At 74.6% G+C, this 19,365-nt stretch carries 19 protein-coding genes; 14 read left to right on the top strand and 5 right to left on the bottom strand.

Translation table 11 applies throughout. From position 1 onward, the window contains the following. The first annotated feature begins 27 nt into the window (after positions 1–27). The 8 genes from AB0J86_RS22880 to AB0J86_RS22845 all read left to right on the top strand — a co-directional run bounded on the left by AB0J86_RS22880 (position 28) and on the right by AB0J86_RS22845 (position 8,272). Positions 28–1,407 carry a serine hydrolase domain-containing protein gene (locus AB0J86_RS22880; RefSeq protein WP_363859617.1) on the top strand — a complete coding sequence of 460 codons (1,380 nt, stop codon included), beginning with the start codon at positions 28–30 and terminating at the stop codon, positions 1,405–1,407. Between the two features lie 263 nt (positions 1,408–1,670). Further along, complete coding sequence (locus AB0J86_RS22875) at positions 1,671–2,729, top strand: PhoH family protein (protein WP_363859616.1); 1,059 nt, start codon at positions 1,671–1,673, stop codon at positions 2,727–2,729. Positions 2,730–2,745: 16 nt separating this feature from the next. Then, a complete protein-coding gene (gene ybeY, locus AB0J86_RS22870; RefSeq protein ID WP_363859615.1) occupies positions 2,746–3,213 on the top strand; it encodes an rRNA maturation RNase YbeY in 468 nt (155 codons plus the stop codon). Then, complete coding sequence (locus AB0J86_RS22865) at positions 3,213–4,598, top strand: hemolysin family protein (protein ID WP_363859614.1); 1,386 nt, start codon at positions 3,213–3,215, stop codon at positions 4,596–4,598. The genes ybeY and AB0J86_RS22865 overlap by 1 nt, the downstream gene beginning before the upstream one ends. Further along, positions 4,591–4,983 carry a cytidine deaminase gene (locus AB0J86_RS22860; RefSeq protein ID WP_363859613.1) on the top strand — a complete coding sequence of 131 codons (393 nt, stop codon included), beginning with the start codon at positions 4,591–4,593 and terminating at the stop codon, positions 4,981–4,983. Before AB0J86_RS22865 ends, AB0J86_RS22860 begins: the two co-directional genes overlap by 8 nt. Then, positions 4,980–5,891 carry a GTPase Era gene (gene era / locus AB0J86_RS22855; RefSeq protein ID WP_363859612.1) on the top strand — a complete coding sequence of 304 codons (912 nt, stop codon included), beginning with the start codon at positions 4,980–4,982 and terminating at the stop codon, positions 5,889–5,891. Before AB0J86_RS22860 ends, era begins: the two co-directional genes overlap by 4 nt. A gap of 134 nt (positions 5,892–6,025) precedes the next feature. Continuing rightward, positions 6,026–6,868, top strand: a complete 843-nt coding sequence (locus AB0J86_RS22850) for an NAD(P)-dependent oxidoreductase (RefSeq protein ID WP_363859611.1) — start codon at positions 6,026–6,028, stop codon at positions 6,866–6,868. Positions 6,869–7,069: 201 nt separating this feature from the next. Then, entirely contained in the window at positions 7,070–8,272 is a 1,203-nt protein-coding gene (locus AB0J86_RS22845) for an acyltransferase (RefSeq protein WP_363859610.1), read from the top strand. Between the two features lie 93 nt (positions 8,273–8,365). Here AB0J86_RS22845 and AB0J86_RS22840 read toward each other — a convergent pair whose 3' ends face one another. Then, positions 8,366–9,145 (bottom strand): DUF4097 family beta strand repeat-containing protein, encoded by a 780-nt coding sequence (locus AB0J86_RS22840; protein ID WP_363859609.1) that lies wholly within the window; start codon positions 9,143–9,145, stop codon positions 8,366–8,368. Between the two features lie 129 nt (positions 9,146–9,274). Between AB0J86_RS22840 and recO the strand changes: the two genes are divergently transcribed. Then, the gene (recO, locus tag AB0J86_RS22835) at positions 9,275–10,096 is read left to right on the top strand and encodes a DNA repair protein RecO (RefSeq protein WP_363859608.1); all 822 of its coding nucleotides are present in this window, start codon (positions 9,275–9,277) and stop codon (positions 10,094–10,096) included. After that, a complete protein-coding gene (locus AB0J86_RS22830) occupies positions 10,093–10,914 on the top strand; it encodes an isoprenyl transferase (protein ID WP_363859607.1) in 822 nt (273 codons plus the stop codon). The genes recO and AB0J86_RS22830 overlap by 4 nt, the downstream gene beginning before the upstream one ends. Before the next feature lie 58 nt (positions 10,915–10,972). Here the strand turns inward: AB0J86_RS22830 and AB0J86_RS22825 are convergent, their stop codons facing one another. Then, positions 10,973–11,269 carry an MTH1187 family thiamine-binding protein gene (locus AB0J86_RS22825; RefSeq protein WP_363859606.1) on the bottom strand — a complete coding sequence of 99 codons (297 nt, stop codon included), beginning with the start codon at positions 11,267–11,269 and terminating at the stop codon, positions 10,973–10,975. A gap of 331 nt (positions 11,270–11,600) precedes the next feature. On the opposite strand from AB0J86_RS22825, the gene AB0J86_RS22820 reads away from it, so the two are divergent. Beyond that, positions 11,601–11,924, top strand: coding sequence for a hypothetical protein (locus tag AB0J86_RS22820; RefSeq protein ID WP_363859605.1), 324 nt, complete (start codon positions 11,601–11,603; stop codon positions 11,922–11,924). 56 nt (positions 11,925–11,980) lie between these two features. Here the strand turns inward: AB0J86_RS22820 and AB0J86_RS22815 are convergent, their stop codons facing one another. The 3 genes from AB0J86_RS22815 to AB0J86_RS22805 all read right to left on the bottom strand — a co-directional run bounded on the left by AB0J86_RS22815 (position 11,981) and on the right by AB0J86_RS22805 (position 15,116). Next, positions 11,981–12,580, bottom strand: coding sequence for a hypothetical protein (locus AB0J86_RS22815; RefSeq protein WP_363859604.1), 600 nt, complete (start codon positions 12,578–12,580; stop codon positions 11,981–11,983). 11 nt (positions 12,581–12,591) lie between these two features. Then, a complete protein-coding gene (locus AB0J86_RS22810; protein WP_363859603.1) occupies positions 12,592–14,310 on the bottom strand; it encodes a twin-arginine translocation signal domain-containing protein in 1,719 nt (572 codons plus the stop codon). Between the two features lie 176 nt (positions 14,311–14,486). Further along, positions 14,487–15,116, bottom strand: coding sequence for a hypothetical protein (locus tag AB0J86_RS22805; RefSeq protein ID WP_363859602.1), 630 nt, complete (start codon positions 15,114–15,116; stop codon positions 14,487–14,489). 415 nt (positions 15,117–15,531) lie between these two features. Here AB0J86_RS22805 and AB0J86_RS22800 point away from each other — a divergent pair, with 415 nt between their 5' ends. The 3 genes from AB0J86_RS22800 to AB0J86_RS22790 all read left to right on the top strand — a co-directional run bounded on the left by AB0J86_RS22800 (position 15,532) and on the right by AB0J86_RS22790 (position 19,297). Next, positions 15,532–16,857 carry an efflux RND transporter periplasmic adaptor subunit gene (locus tag AB0J86_RS22800; protein ID WP_363859601.1) on the top strand — a complete coding sequence of 442 codons (1,326 nt, stop codon included), beginning with the start codon at positions 15,532–15,534 and terminating at the stop codon, positions 16,855–16,857. A gap of 89 nt (positions 16,858–16,946) precedes the next feature. Next, positions 16,947–17,675, top strand: coding sequence for a response regulator transcription factor (locus AB0J86_RS22795; protein WP_363859600.1), 729 nt, complete (start codon positions 16,947–16,949; stop codon positions 17,673–17,675). A 47-nt stretch (positions 17,676–17,722) separates the two neighbouring features. Further along, positions 17,723–19,297 carry a HAMP domain-containing sensor histidine kinase gene (locus tag AB0J86_RS22790; RefSeq protein WP_363859679.1) on the top strand — a complete coding sequence of 525 codons (1,575 nt, stop codon included), beginning with the start codon at positions 17,723–17,725 and terminating at the stop codon, positions 19,295–19,297. The last annotated feature ends 68 nt before the right edge of the window (positions 19,298–19,365 follow it).

The raw sequence follows: 19,365 nt of genomic DNA, 5'->3' as shown, positions 1-19,365 counted from the left end.
GGGCCAGGTTTCCACGGGGAGGGGCCGATGACCGAGGTGAACCGCCGGCTGGAGCGCATGGTGCGCGAGGTCCAGGCGGAGGCGCGGATACCGGCCCTCTCGGTCGCGCTGCACCGGGCCGACCGTCCACTCTGGAGCCTCGCCGTCGGCGGTTCCGGCAACCCGGCGCCGCTCGGCCCGGGGACCCGCTTCCGGATCGGCTCGGTGACCAAGACCTTCACGGCCGTACTGGTGCTCCAGTGCCGGGACGACGGGCTGCTCGACCTCGACGACCCGATCGGCCGGCACCTGGACGTACCGGCCCATGGCGAGCTGACCGTACGGCGGCTGCTCTCGCACACCTCCGGGCTGCAGCGCGAGCCCGTCGGCGACGTCTGGGACACGCTCCGCCCGCCGGGGGTGGAGCAGCTCCTCGCCGACCTCGACCGGGCCGAGCGGGTGCTGCCGCAGGCCCGGCGCTACCACTACTCGAACCTGGGCATGGCGCTGCTCGGGCACGCGGTGGGGCGGCTGCGCGGCGGCACCTGGGCCGAGGTGCTCGCCGACCGGATCCTGACCCCGCTCGGGCTCACCGGGACCGACGTCGCCCCTGGTCCCGAGGCCGCGACCGGGTTCCTGGTCGACGCGTACTCCGATCACGCCCGGCCCGAGCCGGGCACCGACTTCTCGGCGGTCGCCCCGGCCGCCCAGCTCTGGAGCACGGCGCCGGACATGGCCCGCTGGGCGGCCTTCCTCGCGGACCCGGCGGCGGTGGACCCCGGCGCGGCGGTGCTGCGTTCCGAGACGCTGGACGAGATGCGCTGGCCGCTCACCGTCACCGACGAGGCGCTCTGGAGCGTGGGCTTCGGGCTCGGGCTGATCCTGATCCCGCAGGAGCCGCCGCGGGTGACGCACGTCGGGCACGACGGCGCCATGCCGGGCTTCCTGGCCGGCGTCTACGGCCGCCGTGGCGGCGCCGGCACGCCCCCCGCGATGGGCGTGGCCGTGCTCGCCTCGTCCGGCACCGCGAGCGCGAGCCTGGAGCTGCCGCACCGGCTGCTCGCCGTCTCGGCCGAGGAGGACCCGGCCGACATCGCGCCGTGGACTCCGGGCGAGCCGGCGCCGGAGCGCTACCGCGGGCTGCTCGGCCGCTGGTGGGGCGAGGGTTACGAGTACGTCTTCTCGTGGCGCGACGGCGCGCTGCGCGCCCGGGGGGCCGGCGACCCGGTCGGCAGGCCCCCGGCGGTCTTCGCGCCGCTGCCCGACCAGCCCGACGTGCTGCGTACCGTCTCGGGGCGGGAGGTCGGCGAGCTGCTGCGGCTGACCCGCGACGAGCACGGCGTGGTGGTGCGGATGCACTGGGCCACCTACCGCTTCACCCGGAACCAGGAGACCTTCGACCGGTTCGACTTTCGCGCCCCGGACTGACCGCCGGGCGCGCGGCGGGTCGGTGGCGGTGCCGGCCGTGTCGGCGGCCCGCGCCCGCCGGGCGGTTCGGGGCGGGATGTCCGGTTGCCCCGGCAGCCGCCGCCGGGGCCGCCCGGACCCCGCTCGCGGCGCCGACCAGCCGGAAATGGGCCGGGTGCCGGCGGCGTTGACCCGATACGATGGCAGCAGACTTCGCACGTTGCGCCAGTGGGGCGCGGCACCGAGATCGAGAGCAGGTGGCGGAGGGCCCGCGGGCCCGACCTATGACCGGAACTCCCTCTCCGGGCCAGGCCCGGGTGCAGACCAGGATCACGGTTCCTGATTCGCAGATCATGGTTAACCTGCTCGGCGCGGGAGACGAGATCCTGCGGCTCGTGGAGCGCTCGATCAACAGTGACGTGCACGTCCGCGGTAACGAGATCACTATCACCGGCGCCCCCGGCGACAACGCGCTGGCCGAGCGGCTCTTCACCGAGCTGCTTGAGCTGATCGAGAAGGGCGAGACACTGACCACAGACGCCGTCCGGCGTACCGTCGGGATGCTCGAACAGGGCAGCACCGAGCGGCCCGCCGAGGTCCTCACGCTCAACATCCTCTCCCGTCGCGGTCGCACCATCCGCCCCAAGACCCTCGGTCAGAAGCGGTACGTCGACGCGATCGACGGGCACACCATCGTCTTCGGCATCGGCCCCGCGGGTACCGGCAAGACGTACCTGGCGATGGCCAAGGCCGTGCAGGCGCTCCAGGCCAAGCAGGTCAACCGGATCATCCTGACCCGTCCCGCCGTCGAGGCGGGGGAGCGGCTGGGCTTCCTGCCCGGCACGCTCAACGAGAAGATCGACCCGTACCTGCGGCCGCTCTACGACGCGCTGCACGACATGCTCGACCCCGACTCGATCCCGAAGCTGATGGCCGCGGGCACCATCGAGGTCGCCCCGCTGGCCTACATGCGGGGCCGTACCCTCAACGACGCGTTCATCATCCTCGACGAGGCGCAGAACACCACGCCCGAGCAGATGAAGATGTTTCTCACCCGACTGGGCTTCGGCTCCAAGATCGTGGTGACCGGCGACGTCACGCAGATCGACCTGCCCGGCGGAACCACCAGCGGTCTGCGCGTGGTGCGCGAGATCCTGGAGGGGGTCGAGGACGTGCACTTCGCGCAGCTCTCCAGCTCCGACGTGGTACGCCACCGGCTGGTCAGCGAGATCGTCGACGCGTACGCCCGCTGGGACGCCGAGCGGGAGACCCAGCAGGGTCAGGGCGTGCACGCGGTACCAGGCCGCGCCGCGCACGGCGGCCGGACCGGCCGGCGCCGCTAGTAAGCAGGGGAAACAGTTGTCCATCGAGATCGCCAACGAGTCGGGTGCCGACGTCGACACCGATGCCGTGCTCGCCGTGGCCCGCTACGCCCTCGACGAGATGGGCGTGAACGCCCTCGCCGAGCTCTCCGTACTGCTCGTCGACGTCGACTACATGACCGAGCTGAACCACCGCTGGATGGGCGGGGACGGGCCGACCGACGTGCTCGCCTTCCCGATGGACGAGGGCAGCGTGGACCACGGTCCGGGCGAGGTGAGCAGCGGCGAGCCGGGCCTGCTCGGCGACATCGTGCTCTGCCCGGAGGTCGCGGCGAAGCAGGCCGCCGGCGCCGGTCACTCGACCGCCGACGAGCTGCACCTGCTGACCGTGCACGGCGTGCTGCACCTGCTCGGCTACGACCACGCCGAGCCGGAGGAGGAGCGGGAGATGTTCGCGCTGCAGGCGCGACTGCTGTCCGGCTGGCGGGCCACGCGAGCGCGGTGATGCCCCTCTCCGCGGCCGGTGACGCCGCCGCCGGTCTACCCGACGTCCAGCTGATCCTCGCCGGGGCCGGCCTGGTGGTGCTCGCCGGCCTCTTCGCCATGACGGAGGCCGCGCTGGCCGCCGTCTCCCCGGCCCGCGCCGGCGAACTCGCCCGCGACGGGGTACGCGGCGCGCGCACGTTGCAGATCGTCGCGACCGACGTGGTCCGGCACCTCAACCTGCTCCTGCTGCTGCGGCTGCTCTGCGAGCTGACCGCCACCACGCTCGTCGCCCTGGTCGCCGTCGACTCGTTCGGCGCCGGCTGGACGGCCGCGCTGGTCACCGCCGGCGCGATGACGGTGGTCAGCTTCGTGGTCGTCGGCGTCGCGCCCCGTACCCTCGGCCGGCAGCACGCGTACGCGGTCGGGCGTACCACCGCGCCGCTGGTCCGCTGGCTGGGCCGGGTGCTCAACCCGCTGGCCTCGCTGCTGATCCTGATCGGCAACGCGGTCACCCCGGGCAAGGGCTTCCGCGAGGGGCCCTTCGGCACCCAGGTCGAGCTGCGGGAGCTGGTCGACCTGGCCGAGCAGCGCGGTGTGGTCGAGCACGGCGAGCGGCAGATGATCCACTCGGTCTTCGCGCTCGGCGACACCATCGCGCGCGAGGTGATGGTCCCGCGTACCGAGATGGTGTGGATCGAGGCGCACAAGCGCCCGCACCAGGCGCTGACGCTCTTCCTGCGCTCCGGGTTCTCCCGCATCCCCGTGATCGGCGAGAGCGTGGACGACGTGCTCGGCGTCCTCTACCTCAAGGACCTGATCCGCCGCGCCCAGGGCGCCGACGCCGCGCAGGACCTGCCCGTGAGCGACCTCATGCGGGAGGCGACCTTCGTTCCCGAGTCGAAGCCCGTCGACGACCTGCTCTCGGAGATGCAGGCGGTCCGTACCCACCTGGTCATCGTGGTCGACGAGTACGGCGGTACCGCCGGCCTGGTCACCATCGAGGACATCCTGGAGGAGATCGTCGGTGAGATCACCGACGAGTACGACGTGGAGCGGCCCCCGGTGCAGCACCTCGACGACGGCGACGTCCGGGTCACCGCCCGCCTCCCCGTCGAGGACCTGGGCGAACTCTTCGACGTCGAGCTGCCCGCCGACGAGGTGGAGACCGTGGGCGGCCTGCTCGCCCAGGCGCTGGGGCGGGTGCCGATCCCCGGGGCCGAGGCCGAGGTCGCCGGACTGCGCCTGATCGCCGAGGGCACCACCGGTCGCCGCAACCGCATCGACTCCGTGCTCGTCCGCCGGGTCGAGGACGGCGACGAGCCCGACCGTGGCGGCCGGCCCGACGGGGCCGAGTCGCGATCGAATTCCCACCGTGCCGAGGAGAGGCAACCCGCAGATGCCTGAGTCGCCCGTCGTACCCACCGCGCCGGACGGGCTCTCCGGCCCGAGCGCGGCCGAACTGAGCGCCGAGGACGCCAAGCTGGTGACGCTGGCCCGCAGCGCGCGGGCGCGGGTCGGTGCCGTCGAGGGGGCCGCGGTGCGCGACCAGGACGGCCGCACCTACGCGGGCGCGACCGTCGCGCTGCCCTCGCTGGCGCTCACCGCGTTGCAGTTCGCCGTCGCCGCGGCGGTGGCCGCCGGGGCCACCCGGCTGGAGGCCGCCGCGGTGGTGACCGAGGCGTCGACGCTCGACGGGGCCGGCCACGCCGCCGTGCGTGACCTGGCCACCGACGCGCCCGTCCACGTCGCCGCGCCGGACGGCACCCTGCTCGGTACGGTCACCACATGACCGCCCGGAACCAGCGCGCCCAGGAGGCCGAGCCGTACCGGGCCGGTTTCGCCTGCTTCGTCGGTCGCCCCAACGCCGGCAAGTCGACGTTGACCAACGCGATCGTCGGGCAGAAGATCGCGATCACGTCGAGCAAGCCGCAGACCACCCGGCACGTCATCCGCGCCGTGCTGCACCGGCCCGACTCGCAGCTCGTCCTCGTCGACACGCCCGGCCTGCACCGCCCCCGTACGCTGCTCGGCGAGCGCCTCAACGACCTGGTCCGGCAGACCTGGAGCGAGGTCGACGTGATTGGCCTCTGCGTCCCGGCCGACGAGCCGATCGGGCGCGGCGACCGCTTCATCACCGGCGAGCTGGCCGAACTCAAGGCCAAGGTGCTGGCGGTGGTGACCAAGACCGACCTGGTCGACCGGAAGCGGCTGGCCGAGCAGTTGCTCGCGGTCGCCGAACTCGGCGACTTCGCCGACGTGGTGCCGGTCAGCGCCGTCTCCGGCCACCAGGTCGACACGCTCGTCGACGTGATGACCGGGTACCTACCGCCGTCGCCGCAGCTCTACCCGGACGACATGCTCACCGACGATCCCGAGCAGGTCATGGTCGCCGAGCTGATCCGGGAGGCGGCGCTGGAGGGGGTCCGCGACGAGCTGCCGCACTCCATCGCCGTGGTGGTGGAGGAGATGATCCCCGAGGGGCAGCTCATCAAGATCTACGCCGACGTCTACGTGGAGCGCCCCAGCCAGAAGGCGATCGTCATCGGTGCCCGGGCCAGCCGGCTCAAGGACGTCGGCACCCGGGCCCGCCGCGAGATCGAGGAGCTGCTCGGTACCCGGGTCTACCTCGACCTGCACGTACGGGTGGCGAAGGACTGGCAGCGCGACCCGAAGCAGCTGCGCAAGCTGGGCTTCTGAGCCGGGCCGGCGGCGGCTGGCGGACGGGCCGGGCGCCCGCTCGCCGGACAGCGGCCGGCGCCCAGCGGATCTACGATCCCTGGGTACGGTCGGGTCTCCGAGTGGGACCCGACCGGTGCCGAGGGGAGGCCCCATTGTCCGAACTGGTCCTCGTCACGGGTGCCGCCGGCCGGATCGGCAGCCGGCTCCGGCCGCGGCTGGCCCGCCCCGGGCGCACGCTGCGCCTGCTCGACACGGCCGAGCAGTCCCCGCCCGGGCCGGACGAGGCCGTCGAGCTGGTCCACGCCGACCTGGCCGACGTGCCGGCCCTGACCGCGGCCTGCGCCGGCGCCAGCGCGGTCGTCCACCTGGCCGCACTGCCCAACGAGGAGAGTTGGGAGAAGCTGCTGCGGGTCAACGTCGAGGGCAGCCGCAACCTGCTGGAGGCGGCCCGGTCGGCGGGCGTACCCAGGGTGCTGCTCGCCTCGTCGATCCACGCCGCCGGCTTCTACCGGCGACCCGGTACGGACCCCGGGCCGCCCGGCGTGCCGGCACCCGAGGGGCCCGACGGCGTACCGTCGGCCGTGCCCCCGCGCCCGGACACCTACTACGGCTGGAGCAAGGCGGCGGTCGAGTCGCTCGGCAGCCTCTACGCCGACCGGTTCGGGATGACCGTCTTCGCGCTCCGGTTCGGCGCCTGCTTCCCCGAGCCGCCCGGCCAGCGCGGGCTGGACAGCTGGCTTTCCCCGGACGACTGCGCGCGGCTGATCTCCGCCTGCCTCGCCGCCGACGTGACCGGATTCCGCGTGCTCTGGGGGATCAGCGACAACACCCGGCGCTGGTGGTCGCTGCGCGAGGCGCGGGAGATCGGGTACGACCCGCGCGACGACGCGGAGCCGTACGCCGACCGGGTCGGGCAGATCGAGGGCGAGGCGGAGACCGCCGACCTGCTCGGCGCCAGCTTCTGCGCGGTCCCCCTCGGCGTCCCGTTCACGTAGCGGGGCCCGCCCGCCTCGCCGCGACGCCGGCCGCTCCTGGACCCGCATCTCGCCCCGCCCCTGAGCGGGAGGCTCCTCGCCGGACCGTGCGGCTTTTGTGTGATTGTTCACCTATGGGTCATCTGGTGGATAGTTTGGCTCGGCGGGGTAGGGGGGTAGAAAGGAACTCGCCCCTTATTGCCCAGATTTTCTGGCAGGCTGATGCGTAATCGGTACATAGACCTGCTTCGTTGTTTGGCGATCGTACGTGTTGTCGTGTACCACACCGGTGGTTGGCCCATCCTGACCCTGGCGTTTCCCGCCATGTCGGTGATGTTCGCGCTGGCCGGGTCGCTCATGGCGGCCTCGCTGGACCGGACCGGCCCGAGCGCGGTGGTACGGCGACTGCGCCGGCTCCTGCCCTCCCTCTGGCTGCTCGCGGCGATCTTCGTACCGGCGATGCTGCTCACCGGAGGGCTGCCGGTGACCTGGCGGCTGCTGCTCTGGCTGGCGCCGCTGCACGACCCGCCGACCAACTCGTGGGGCGCGCTCGCGCTGAGCGCGATCTGGTACCTGCGTGACTACCTGTGGTTCGTCCTCGTCTCGCCGCTCGCCCTCTGGCTCTTCCGCCGCGCGCCGCTGCTCACCCTGCTGGCACCGTACGTGCTGCTGGTCGTGGTCGAACTCCGGTTCCCGGGCGCGCCGCTCGTGCTGCGGGACTTCGGCCTCTACTTCGGGGCCTGGCTGATCGGGTTCGCCCACCACGACGGGCTGCTGCGGCGGCTGTCGCGCCGGGTGCTCGTCCCGGTCGTCGCGGCGCTGGCGACCTTCGGCGCCTGGTGGGCCCTCACCCATCAGGGCGCGCGCGGGTACGACCTCAACGACATCCGGCTCGCCAACGCCACCTGGTCGACGGCGTTCACGCTGGTGCTGCTCGCCCTGGCCCCGGCCGGCGCCGCGTGGCTGCGACACCAGGCGTGGCTCGACGGCGCGGTCACCCTGCTCAACCGGCGGGCGCTGACCATCTATCTCTGGCACATGCCGTTCGTGATCGCGCTCATTCCGCTGCTCGACCGCGCGGGGCTCGATCCGGCGCGCTCGGGCGGGTTCGTCCTGCACCTCGCGGGCGTTGTCGCGCTGGTCGCCGTGGCGGTGCTGCTGACCGGCTGGGTGGAGGACCTCGCCGCCCGCCGCCGCCCGGAGCTGCTGCCGCTGGGGGCGGGCCCGGCGAGAACGACCGGCGCGCGGGTGCCGTCGCCGCGGCGAGCGCCGTTGGTCGCGGCCGGGTCGCCGACCGGCGACGGCTCCCGGGGGTCCCCGCCCGCGGGAACGGAACCCGGTACGGCGCCGCTGGAACGCAGCCTCCCGGCCCCGCGTACCGCCACCACCACGGTCGCCGCGGAGCGGGACGCTTCCCGCCGCTGACGGCCCGGGCCGGCGGTCCCCGGGTCCCCCGCGACGGCCGCGCCGAGTCCGGGCCGGGCCGGACTCGGCGCCGGGGCGGGCCCGCCGGGGCCGTCAGGCCGGGCGGACGCTCACGTCGCCGCTGCCGGTGCGGACGTCCAGCAGCAGCGACCCATTCGGGTCGTTGGCGATCTCGATCGCCCGGGACCCCGACTCGCTGGCGCCCTGCACCCGGTAGCTGCCGGCCGGCACGGCCACGGCGACGTCGCCGGAGCCGGCCCGGGCCGACACCGAGGCCGCCGAGCTGAGCGTCAGCGCGATGTCGCCGGAGCCGGTCTCGGCCTTGACCGCGCCGCCACCGAGGCCCTGACCGCTCACGTTGCCCGAGTCGGCGCGGGCCGTCACGGCCCCCCGATCGTCGCTGAGCGTGATGTCGCCGGAGCCGGTCTCGGCCCGGACGCTGCCCGAGGTCTCGCGCACCTCGACGTCCCCGGAGCCGACCCTGATGTCCACCTCGCCGGCGCCGCTGATCCGTACGTCGCCCGAGCCGTTCTCGCCGCGCACGGCGACGCCGCTCGGCGCCACGATCTCGTACGACAGGCTGCACCGCGGCCCGCAGTCCGTGTCGATCGAGAGCTTCGTGCCCTCGATCCGGTACCCGGTCTGGCGGGGCTCGGCACCGCGGTAGCGCACCACCCGCTTGATCTCGACGGAGGAGACGGCGTCGGTGCGTACCAGCACGTCGCCCGCGCCCGGCGCCACCGAGATCTCCGTGATCTTGACTGGCTCGGTGTCGCTGTAGTCCAACCGCCGCTCCGAGAACGCGGCGCCGCAGCCGGTGAGGGTGAGCAGGCCGAGCGCGCCCGCGGTGACGAGGATCTGCTTCGCAAGCATGCCGACACGCTATGGGGCGCCGGCCCGTCCCCACATCAGGGGAAGCCCGCCGGCCCATCCCTGAACGAACCCTGAGAAGGCGCTCAGGGTCCCGGCGAGCCCGATCCGGCGGCGGGGGAGAATGGGACCGTGCCCGGGTACCGCCGCCAGCTCTACCGCGACGACGCGGTGGTCCTGCGCGTACAGAAGCTCGGCGAGTCCGACCGGATCATCACGCTGCTGACCCGCCGGTACGGCCGCCTGCGGGCGGTCGCCCGGGGGGTACGCCGCACCACGTCGCGCTTCGGGGCCCGGCTGGAACCGTTCGGCCACGTCGACCTGCAACTCGCCGGGGACCCGCAGGGCAACCTCGGCAGCTCGCTGCACACGGTCAGCCAGGTCGAGGGGATAGACCTGTTCGGCAAGCGGTTCCTCGACGACTATCCCCGCTACACCACCGCGAGCGCGATCGCCGAGACCGCCGAGCGGTTCACCCCGGTGGAGCGGGAACCGTCGCTGCGGCTCTTCCTGCTCACCCTCGGCGCGTTGCGCGCCCTCGCCGAGGGCAGCCACGCCACCACGCTGGTGCTCGACGCGTACCTGCTGCGCGGGATGGCGCTGGCCGGGTGGGCGCCGGCCCTGATCGCCTGCGCCGTCTGCGGCACCCCGGGCCAGCACCGGGCGTTCTCCGTACCGGCCGGGGGCTCCGTCTGCCCGGACTGCCGCCCGCCCGGCGCGGCCCACCCGGCGCCGGCCACCATCGCGCTGATGTCCGCGCTGACCTCGGGCGACTGGGGGCACGCGGACGCCACCGAGACGGGCATCCGCCGGGAGTGCAGCGGGCTGGTCGCCGCGCACCTGCAGTGGCATCTGGAGCGCGGGTTACGCTCGCTGCCGCTGGTCGACCGGGGCGGTCCGGCGACGGCACGGGGCAGCGGTGACAGGCAAGAGCAAAAGGGGACGAGAGCGTGATCCGATCCACCGACCGGCAGGGCCTCCGGCCGCCGGTACCGCCGACGCCGCATCCCTCCGGGGCCCGGCCTCCCAAGCTGCCGGCCGAGGCGCTGCCCCGGCACGTCGCCATCGTGATGGACGGCAACGGCCGCTGGGCGAAGGAACGGGGGCTGGCCCGGACCAAGGGGCACGAGCAGGGCGAGTTCTCGCTCTTCGACACCATCGAGGGCGCCATCGAGCTGGGCATCCCCTACCTGTCCGCGTACGCGTTCTCCACCGAGAACTGGCGGCGCTCGCCGGACGAGGTGCGCTTCCTGATGGGCTTCAACCGGGATGTGATCCGCCGGCGCCGGGACCAGCTGGTCGACCTCGGCGTACGGGTGGTCTGGTCGGGGCGCGCCGGCCGGCTCTGGAAGAGCGTGATCTCGGAACTCCAGACCGCGGAGCAGATGTCGCGGCACAACTCCACGCTGACGCTCCAGTTCTGCGTCAACTACGGCGGGCAGGCGGAGATCGCCGACGCCGCCGCCGCCATCGCCCGGGACGTCGCGGCCGGGAAGGTCGACCCGAGCAAGGTCAACGAGCGGATGATCGCCCGCTACCTCTACCACCCCGAGGTGCCCGAGGTCGACCTCTTCCTGCGCCCCTCCGGCGAGCAGCGCACGTCGAACTTCATGCTCTGGCAGAGCGCGTACGCCGAACTGATCTTCCTCGACACGCTCTGGCCCGACTTCGACCGCCGGCACCTCTGGTACGCCTGCGAGCTGTTCGCCCAGCGGGACCGCCGCTTCGGCGGCGCCCTGCCCAACCCGGTGGCTCCGCCGGTCGGCGGGTAGTCGCCGCCGGAAGGGCGCTCGGCGGGGATCGACGCCCGGCCGCCGCCGTCCAGGGTGATCAGCCCTCGGCGAGCCGGGCCTCGATGTGCGCCACCTTGGCGGTCAGCGCGTCGGTGACACCGGGGCGGATGTCCGCCTTGAGCACCAGACTGACCCGGGGCACCTCGGCGGCGATCACGTCGACCGCCCGCTTCACCACCGCCATCACCTCGTCCCACTCGCCCTCGACCAGCGTGAACATGGCGTCGGTCTGGTTCGGCAGTCCGGACTCGCGTACCACCCGTACCGCCTCGGCCACCAGGTCACCGACGGACTCCCCGCCCCCGAGCGGGGTCACCGAAAACGCGATCAGCATCCCTGGATCGTGCCACCCGCCGTTCCCCGCCGCCCCCGGGCCGACCGGATCGGCGCCCATGAGCCCGGCCCGGCCCCCGGGAAATTCGGATGCGGTGCGCGCCCGGGAGCCGATATGGTCCGGGACATGCGTAACTGACGCCCCCTCCAGTGTGTGCCGGACCGCCGCGAGCAGCGCGGTACGGGTCCGAGCGCCCGGGGCGTCGCATCCTGCCCTCCGGTCCCGCCCTCGCGCGGTGAAGCCGGTCGCGAGACGTTCCGGGCACCCCTCTCCAGCGTGATTCGTCGCCGTCGGCACGGCGCGTATCCCCGTCAGCAGAAGGAGGCACCGGATGCCAGGCAACCGAAGCTCGAAGAACGAGGCCCGTACCGACGGCCGCACCGCCGAGGCGGGCCGTACCGCCCAGGCCGGCGGCGCGGGGTGGTGGGACGGCGACGCCCGCGAGGCGGATCTCCGCGTCGACCTCGGCGCGATCCGCGGCGCGTCCGCCCGGCCGGAGCTGGCGGCACCGACCGTCCCGGCCGTCGCCCCGGCGCCCGAGCGCGGCCGGGGACCGGTGCGCGCCCCGGCCGGTACGGACCGGACCGCGCGGTCGGGCCGCACCGCGACCGGCGCGGCGGGACGGACCCGCCAGTACGCCTTCCGGCGCAGCTGACCGGCGGCCGTCCGGGGCCCCTGTCGTCCACGATGACAGGGGCCCCTCCCGACCGGTCAGTGGTCGGCGCAGCAGGGGGTGGGGTTCGGCACCTCGAACGGCGCGATCCGGCCGGCCCCGGCGGGCGTGGCGACCAGCGTCAGCACCCCGTCCAGCCACTGCGGACGGACGAAGTCCCGGGTCTGCAGCAGCGTCCCGGGGCCGGCCGGCTCACCACCGAGTACGCGTACCCGGTCGATCGCGGTCTCCGCCAGCACCTCCGCCACCGTCATCGTCCCGACCAGCCGTTCCACCCCGGGGAAGAGCACGGCCCGGCCCGAGCGGCGGGCGGTGTGCTCGGCCGCGGCCAGCTCCGCCGCCTCGCGCAGCCCGTCGGGCGCGACCGGCAGACCGGCCAGCGCCGCACCCGCGTGGCCGCCGGCCGGAGCGCCGACCGGGCCGCCCGCCGGTTCGACCGGACCGTCGGCCGGCGCGGGTTCGCCCGGCCGACCCGCCCCGCCGCGCTCCGCCGCCGGTACCGCCAGGCTGATCGCGACGTGCGGGTACGGCACCCGCACCAGGTGCGTGCAGGCGACCAGCCCCGGCAGGCCGAGCGGCCGCACGACCTCGCGCAACCAGTGCTCGGCCGCCGGGTTGTCCGCGTGGCCCAGGCTCACCCCGACGCAGTTCACCGGGGCAGCACGAAGATGGGGTTGGCGTAGAACCACAGGTCGGTCCAGGGGTCGGCGTCGCCGGGCACGTCCATCGCCGGCCCGACCGGGTCGACCGCGGCGCCCATCAGGCCCGGCGCGGTGCGGTTGCCGTCGGTGCCCCGCAGCCGCACGTAGAACGGCTCGTTGACCGCGCCGAAGGAGTAGGTGAAGGAGACCCGCCGGGAGCCGCGCTTGACCTCGAAGGACTTCGCCACCCGGGCGGTCGGCGCGGTGAACGTGTCACCGTTGGCGACCGGACCGGTGACCCGGCCGGTGATCACGTCGACCCGGGCCAGTACCGGCACGAACTGCGACCAGTTCGGGGTCTGCGCGAGGTCGATGTCGATGGTCAGCTCCACCTTGGTGCCCCGCTTCACGACCAGCGAGCCGCCGAGCGGCGTGCCGCTGTCCGGCCGGCGGTCGCCCGCCACCCGGGCCCGCACGTCCAGGCCGCCGATCAGGCCACCGTGGTCGACCCAGACCCGACCCGCGCGCAGCCCGTCCATCACCGCCTTGTAGGCGAACGAGGTCGCGCCGACGTGCGTACGGCTGTACTGGCCCGGCCAGAAGTCGTTGGCGCCCAGCAGCAACGGCCCGTGCACCGGGTCGTCGTAGCGGCCGTTGGCGTCGAAGTTGCCGTTCGGCCCGCGCTGGGCGGTGTCGAGGTAGTTGACGTGCGAGTCGGAGTTCGCGGTGATCCACCAGGCCCGGCCCTCGGCGAGCAGGCTGTCCCAGAGGCCGCCGACCGTGGCGGTCATCCAGTCGAAGCCGCCCCAGGTGCGGTAGCTCTCCAGCGGGTAGCCGGGGAACGACTGCGCCGACGGGTTGTTGTCGTAGATGCCCCGGGCGCCACCCGGACCGTTCGGCTTCGGGATGCCGCCGGCCTGGTGGCCGGGGGCGCCCTCCATGCCGATCGCCACCGTCGGGTCGGCGTCCCGCCAGGCCCGGATCTCGTGCGGCGAGTCGACGCCCCGCCGGGCCGGGTGGTTGGCGAGGAAGAGCGCGGCGTCCACCCGGCGCCGGCGCACCGCGTCGCCGAGGAACTTGATGCCGGCGATGGCGAGCGCCTCGTTGGCGGGGGTCGAGTCGCCGGCGTTGCGGACCGAGCCGTCGTACGCGTTCTCGAACTCCTTGAGGACGGCGACCTCGTTGCGTCCGGGGTGGACGAAGACGGTGCCGTGCTCGGCGGCCGGGATGTTCCACTCCAGGCCCTGGAAGACCAGCAGGTCCTTGAGCTGCTCGCGGGCGTCGACGATGTCCGGGTTGACGATCTCCACGCCGATCTTGGCATGGGTGGCGCTGCCGTGGTCGGTGACGACCATCCAGTCCAGGCCGTCCGCGTGCGCGTGTCGGGCCTGGTCGAGCACCCGGTACATGCCGTCGCTGCTGTGTTGGGTGTGGATGTGGTGGTCACCGGCGAGCCACTGGAAGCCGCCGGTACGCCCGCGGTCGCCGCCCGGCGCGTGGCCGTGGTCCTCGCTCGGCCCGTGGGCGTGGGCCAGCTCCGGGGTGGCGAGGACGGTCGCCGCGGCGCCGGCGCCGAGCAGGCCGGCGTTGCGCAGGAAGCCGCGCCGGGACCGGTCGGCGGGGGAGAGCTCGCGGTCCGGTACGGAAAGGTCGACGGCCGGCGACGCGTCAGCCGCGCTGCCGGTCACGATGTCGTCGTGGTGGTGATGCGGATGGCCGTGGCCCATGTGGTGGCTCCATCTCTGCCGAGTCTGGTCGCCGCCAATGTTTCTGATCACGGATAACGGCAGGTGACCCGCTTGCGGCACCCATGCGAACATGCGACTGCCCGCATGGGTGCCGGGCGGGACGGCCCGCTGACCGGGGGGAGGGCGTGCGCGTCGCGGTCAGCCGGCCGGCGGGGTCAACTGGCGGCCGGCGCCGGGCTCAGCACCTGGCACGCCTGCAACGCGGCGCTGGCCTTCGGGTCGCTCGGGTCCGGCGTGGTACCGGCCGGAACGCCGTGGTCGGCGAGGCAGTTGGCGTAGGCGGGGCTGCCGCCCGGTCCCCGGCCACGGCCGGCGCCGCCCGGTCCCCGGCCAGGACCGCCGCTGGGCAGCGTGGCATGGCACGCCTCCTGGGCCTTCTGCCAGGTCGTGTCGTCGACGCCGGGCGGGCGGAAGCCGGCGAAGCCGCCGGGCTGGCCGCCGCGGAAGCGACCGGACGCGCCGAGCGACGGTGCGCCGGAGGGACGGCCCGAGGGCCAAGCGCTCGGGCGGCCCGACGGCCAGGCGCTCGGACGGCCGGAGGGCCAGCCGGACGGGCGGCCCGACGGGCGTCCCGAGGGCCGCGCGGTGGGTACGTCGATGCCCTGCTGCCGGAGGCAGTCGGTGTAGGCGGCGAACGCGTTGCCGGCCGTACCGCCGTCGCGTGCGTCGCCGCTGGCGCCGCCCGGGTCCGAGCCTCCGCAGGCCGCGGCCACCGCCAGTACGGCCGCCCCGGCGGCCAGCGCCAGCACCAGGGATCGGCCCGTCCGCCGGCTCCGTACCGTCATCGCGATCTCCTCCTGCTCTCGCCCTGTCCGGATGGACCTGGGGGAAGCTCCCGGGCGGGCGCCGGTGGGAGACCCCGGGCCGGACACCCGAGGCGCCCGGGCGGGCACCCGAGGAAGCTGCCGCCCGGGGACCCCTGGGTGCCACCCGGAAGCGGAAGAACGCCCGGGCGACCGCCATGCAACCGGGGAGACCTCCGGACCACATCGGACCAAGCTCGGAGTCGGCTCGGAATGCCGCGCCCTCGCCGGACCGCCCTCGCCTTCGACCTCTCGGCCCCGCCGGACCGCCGGCGTTGCCGGGCCGCCCGCGCGCACCGGGCCGCCGGCCTTGCCGACGCGGTGCGAGGGGCGCTCTGAGGAAACTCCGAGCAACGGCCCAGCCAACCGCGAGCCGCGCCGACGACACTCGCCCCCCATGGGTATCGGCCTGGATTGGCTGCGCCGGATCGTGGGGAGCCGGCGGGCACGGTGGATCGCGGTGGGCGCCGGAGCGCTGGTCGTACTGCTCGGCTCGGCGAGCGCGTACGCCCTCACCGGAGACCGGCCGGCCGCCCCGGGCCGGGCCGCGACCGCGCGGGTGGACCGGGGCGAGGTGGCGCTGGCCGTGGCGACCACGGGCACCCTGCGGCCGGGCCAGACCCGCAGCCTCGGCTTCGGTACCTCCGGGACGGTGACCGAGGTGCGGGTGCACCCCGGCGACCAGGTGAGCGCCGGACAGGTGCTGGCCGTGCTCGACGACGCCGACGCGCGGGACCGGGTCGACTCGGCGCAGCGGGCGTACGACCAGGCCAGGGCGGACCGCGACGCGGCCGAGCGGGCCGGATCGGCCCCGTCGGGATCCGGCCGCGGGTCCGGCGGCGGCCGGGTCGCGCCCGTGGCGGCGGTGGCGCGCACGCCGAACGGGACCGTGGGCACCGCACCGCCGGGCGGCCCGACGCCGAGCACGACCGCGCCGGCCACCACCACCCCCACGCCGGGTCGCCCCGGTACGCCGGGCGCGTCGGCGTCGCCGAGCCGCACCGGTACGCCCGGCGGGGGCAGCGGCGGGCCCGGCCGCGACGCGGGCGGCGGCGGTACCGGCTCGGGGCCGGGCTGCGCCGGTGCGGCCGGCCAGTCCGGCGGCGGTACCGACCCGATCCTGCGCGCCCAGCAGCGGGTGAACAGCACGGGACTCGCCCTCGACCAGGCGAAGCAGGCACTGGCCGGTACGACGATCACGGCGCCGGTGGCGGGCCGGGTGCTCGCCGTCGCCGGCGCGGTCGGCAGCGGGGTCAGCCCGGCCGGTACCTTCGTCACCCTCGGCGACGTGGCGGCGATGGCGGTCTCGGCGCGCTTCCCCGAGGCGGACGCCGGCCGGCTCGCGACCGGTCTCGCCGCGACCGTGACGCTGCCCGACCGGCCGGACCAGGAGTTCCCGGCCCGGGTGACCCAGGTGGACCCGGTCGGTACGGCGAGCGGTCAGATGGTGACGTACGGGGTGCTGCTCGACTTCGACCAGGTCCCCGCGGACGCCCTGGTCGGGCAGAGCGCGAACGTACGCGTCACGGTCCAGTCGGTGCCGGACGCGCTGCGGGTCCCCTCGTCGGCGGTGCACGGCGCCACGGGCGCGGCCGGTACCGTCCTCGTCCCGACCGCCGCCGGCAGCGAGCGGCGGCAGGTCACGGTCGGCGTACGCGGCGACCGGTACACCGAGATCACCGCCGGTCTCGCCGAGGGTGACCAGGTCGTCGCGAACTGGTGATCCGCTCAGCAAAACCAGACCGGACTCCTAGCTGGCTCCCAGCCTGCTCCGATAGAGATGTGGCGCGGAATCGAGCTGAGGGGGCGGGCGTGCGTCAGCGGGCGGGAGAGTCGAGCCGGCGGTCGACCAGGGTGCTGGTGGTGGACGACGAGCCGAACATCTGCGCACTGCTCTCCGCCACCCTGCGGCTCATCGACTTCGACGTGCGGGTCGCGGGCGGCGGGCGGGAGGCGCTCGCGGTCGCCGCCGAGTTCGAACCGGACCTCGTGGTGCTCGACGTGATGATGCCCGACCTGGACGGCTTCCAGGTGGCGCAGCGGCTGCGGGCCACGGCGAGCGGCCAGGCCGTGCCGGTGCTCTTTCTGACCGCCCGCGACGCCGTCGAGGACCGCATCTCCGGGCTGACCGTCGGCGCCGACGACTACGTGACCAAGCCGTTCAGCCTCGAAGAGGTCGTGCTGCGGATCCGCGCGATCCTGCGGCGCAGCCGCGTCGAGCCGGTGAGCGCCGTGCTCAGCTACGCCGACCTGGAGCTGGACGAGGACGCCCACGAGGTACGCCGGGGCGGCCGGCTGATCGACCTGTCGCCGACCGAGTTCAACCTGCTGCGGTACCTGTTGGTCAACGCGGGCCGGGTGGTCAGCAAGGCGCAGATCCTGGACCGGGTCTGGAGCTACGACTTCGGCGGCGACGGGCGCATCGTCGAGTCGTACGTCTACTACCTGCGCAAGAAGATCGACCGGTGGGACCCGCCGCTGATCCAGACCGTACGCGGCTTCGGGTACGCCCTGCGCCTGCCCCGGATGGCCGACGAGTGACCGATCCGCGGGCGTCCCGGCCGTCCTGGCTGGGACGGTTCTCCTCGCTGAGACGGTTCTTCCCGCCGAGACCCTGGGGACAGTGGACGCTGCGGTCGCGGCTGGTCGTGGTCGTGGTGGCGCTCGCCGCGGTGGCGCTGGTCATCGCGAACCTGGCCGGGCTGGTGCTGCTCCGCTCGTACCTCACCGACCGGGTCGACGAGCAGCTCAACCGGATGATCCGGCCGTACGTCGCGCTCGGTCCGGACCTCGGCCACGACCTCGGCCTGCCCCGGCCGGGTCGGCCACCGGCGGGCGGTCCCGGGCAGGCCGTGGCGACCTTCCGGCCGGACGGTACCGCGCTCGGCGGCTGGCTCTCGGCCGAGGGGCTCTCCCCGCCGAAGCTCGGCGACTACGCGGAGCTGTCGACCCGGGCCGAGCGGGGAAGGCCGTACACGGTCGGCGCGCAGGACGGCCAGAGCAACTGGCGCGTGCTCGTCGCGCCCACCGCCGCCGGCGGGCTGGCGATGGTGGCGCTCTCCCTGCGTGACGTGGACGCCACGGCCGACGGCCTGCTGCTGATCGACGGCGTGGTGATGCTGCTGGTCGTGCTCGGGCTCGGCCTCACGGCCGCGCTGGTGGTGCGGATCGGGCTGCGTCCGCTCACCCGGATGGAGGCGATCTCCGCCGAGATCACCGCGGGCGACCTCTCCCGCCGCGTCGAGCGGACCGATCCGCACACCGAACCCGGCCGGCTCGGCATCGCGCTGAACACCATGCTCGACCGCATCGGTGCCGAGATGACCGCGCGGACCGCCTCCGAACAGCGGCTGCGGCAGTTCCTGGCGGACGCGTCGCACGAACTGCGCACCCCGCTGACGTCGATCCGCGGCTTCGCCGAGCTGTACCGCCGCGGCGGCACGCCGCCCGGCCCGCTGCTCGACGAGGCGATGGGGCGCATCGAAGGCGAGGCCGACCGGATGAGCGTCCTCGTCGAGGACCTGCTGCTGCTCGCCCGGCTGGACCTGCAACGACCGATGCGGCGCCAGCCCGTGGACCTGCTCGCCATCGCCGCCGACACGATCCGCGACGCGCACGCCCGGGTGCCCGACCGGCCGGTCCGGCTGGCGGCGCTCGGGCCGGACGAGGGCGGGTTCGAGGCCGTCACCGTCCTCGGCGACGAGCACCGGCTGCGGCAGGTGGCGACCAACCTGGTCGGCAACGCGTTGCAGCACACCCCGCCCGGTACCGAGATCACGGTACGGGTGGGCCGGCTCGACGCGTCCGGTGCGCCGGCCCGGCCGGCCGGCGGTGCGCCGACCGACCCGGGTGCCGGGGAGTCGGGCGGGCGCGCCGCCCCTGGGGCCGGGGAGCTGGCGGTGCTGGAGGTGGCCGACAACGGGCCGGGCATCCCGGGCGAGCACGCCGAGCGCGTCTTCGAGCGGCTGTACCGGGCCGACCCGAGCCGTACCCGCGGCCCCGGGGTCGGCGCGGGCCTCGGCCTCTCCATCGCCGCCGCGATCGTGCAGGGGCACGGGGGCAGGATCGAGCTGGTCACCGCGGCGGGGCGGGGCGCGACCTTCCGGGTGCTGCTCCCGGCGGCGAACGGTGAGATCCCGGCCGACCCCGGGCCGGTGGCGTGACCCGCCCGGCGGCGTGACCGGCCCGATCTCCGGGGCGGTGTGACCCGGCCCGGCCCGATCTCCGGGGC

It is taken from the genome of Micromonospora sp. NPDC049559 (assembly GCF_040676675.1).
In the GTDB taxonomy this organism is placed as follows: domain Bacteria; phylum Actinomycetota; class Actinomycetes; order Mycobacteriales; family Micromonosporaceae; genus JBFAPK01.
This window is presented reverse-complemented; position numbering and strand designations above follow the sequence as displayed.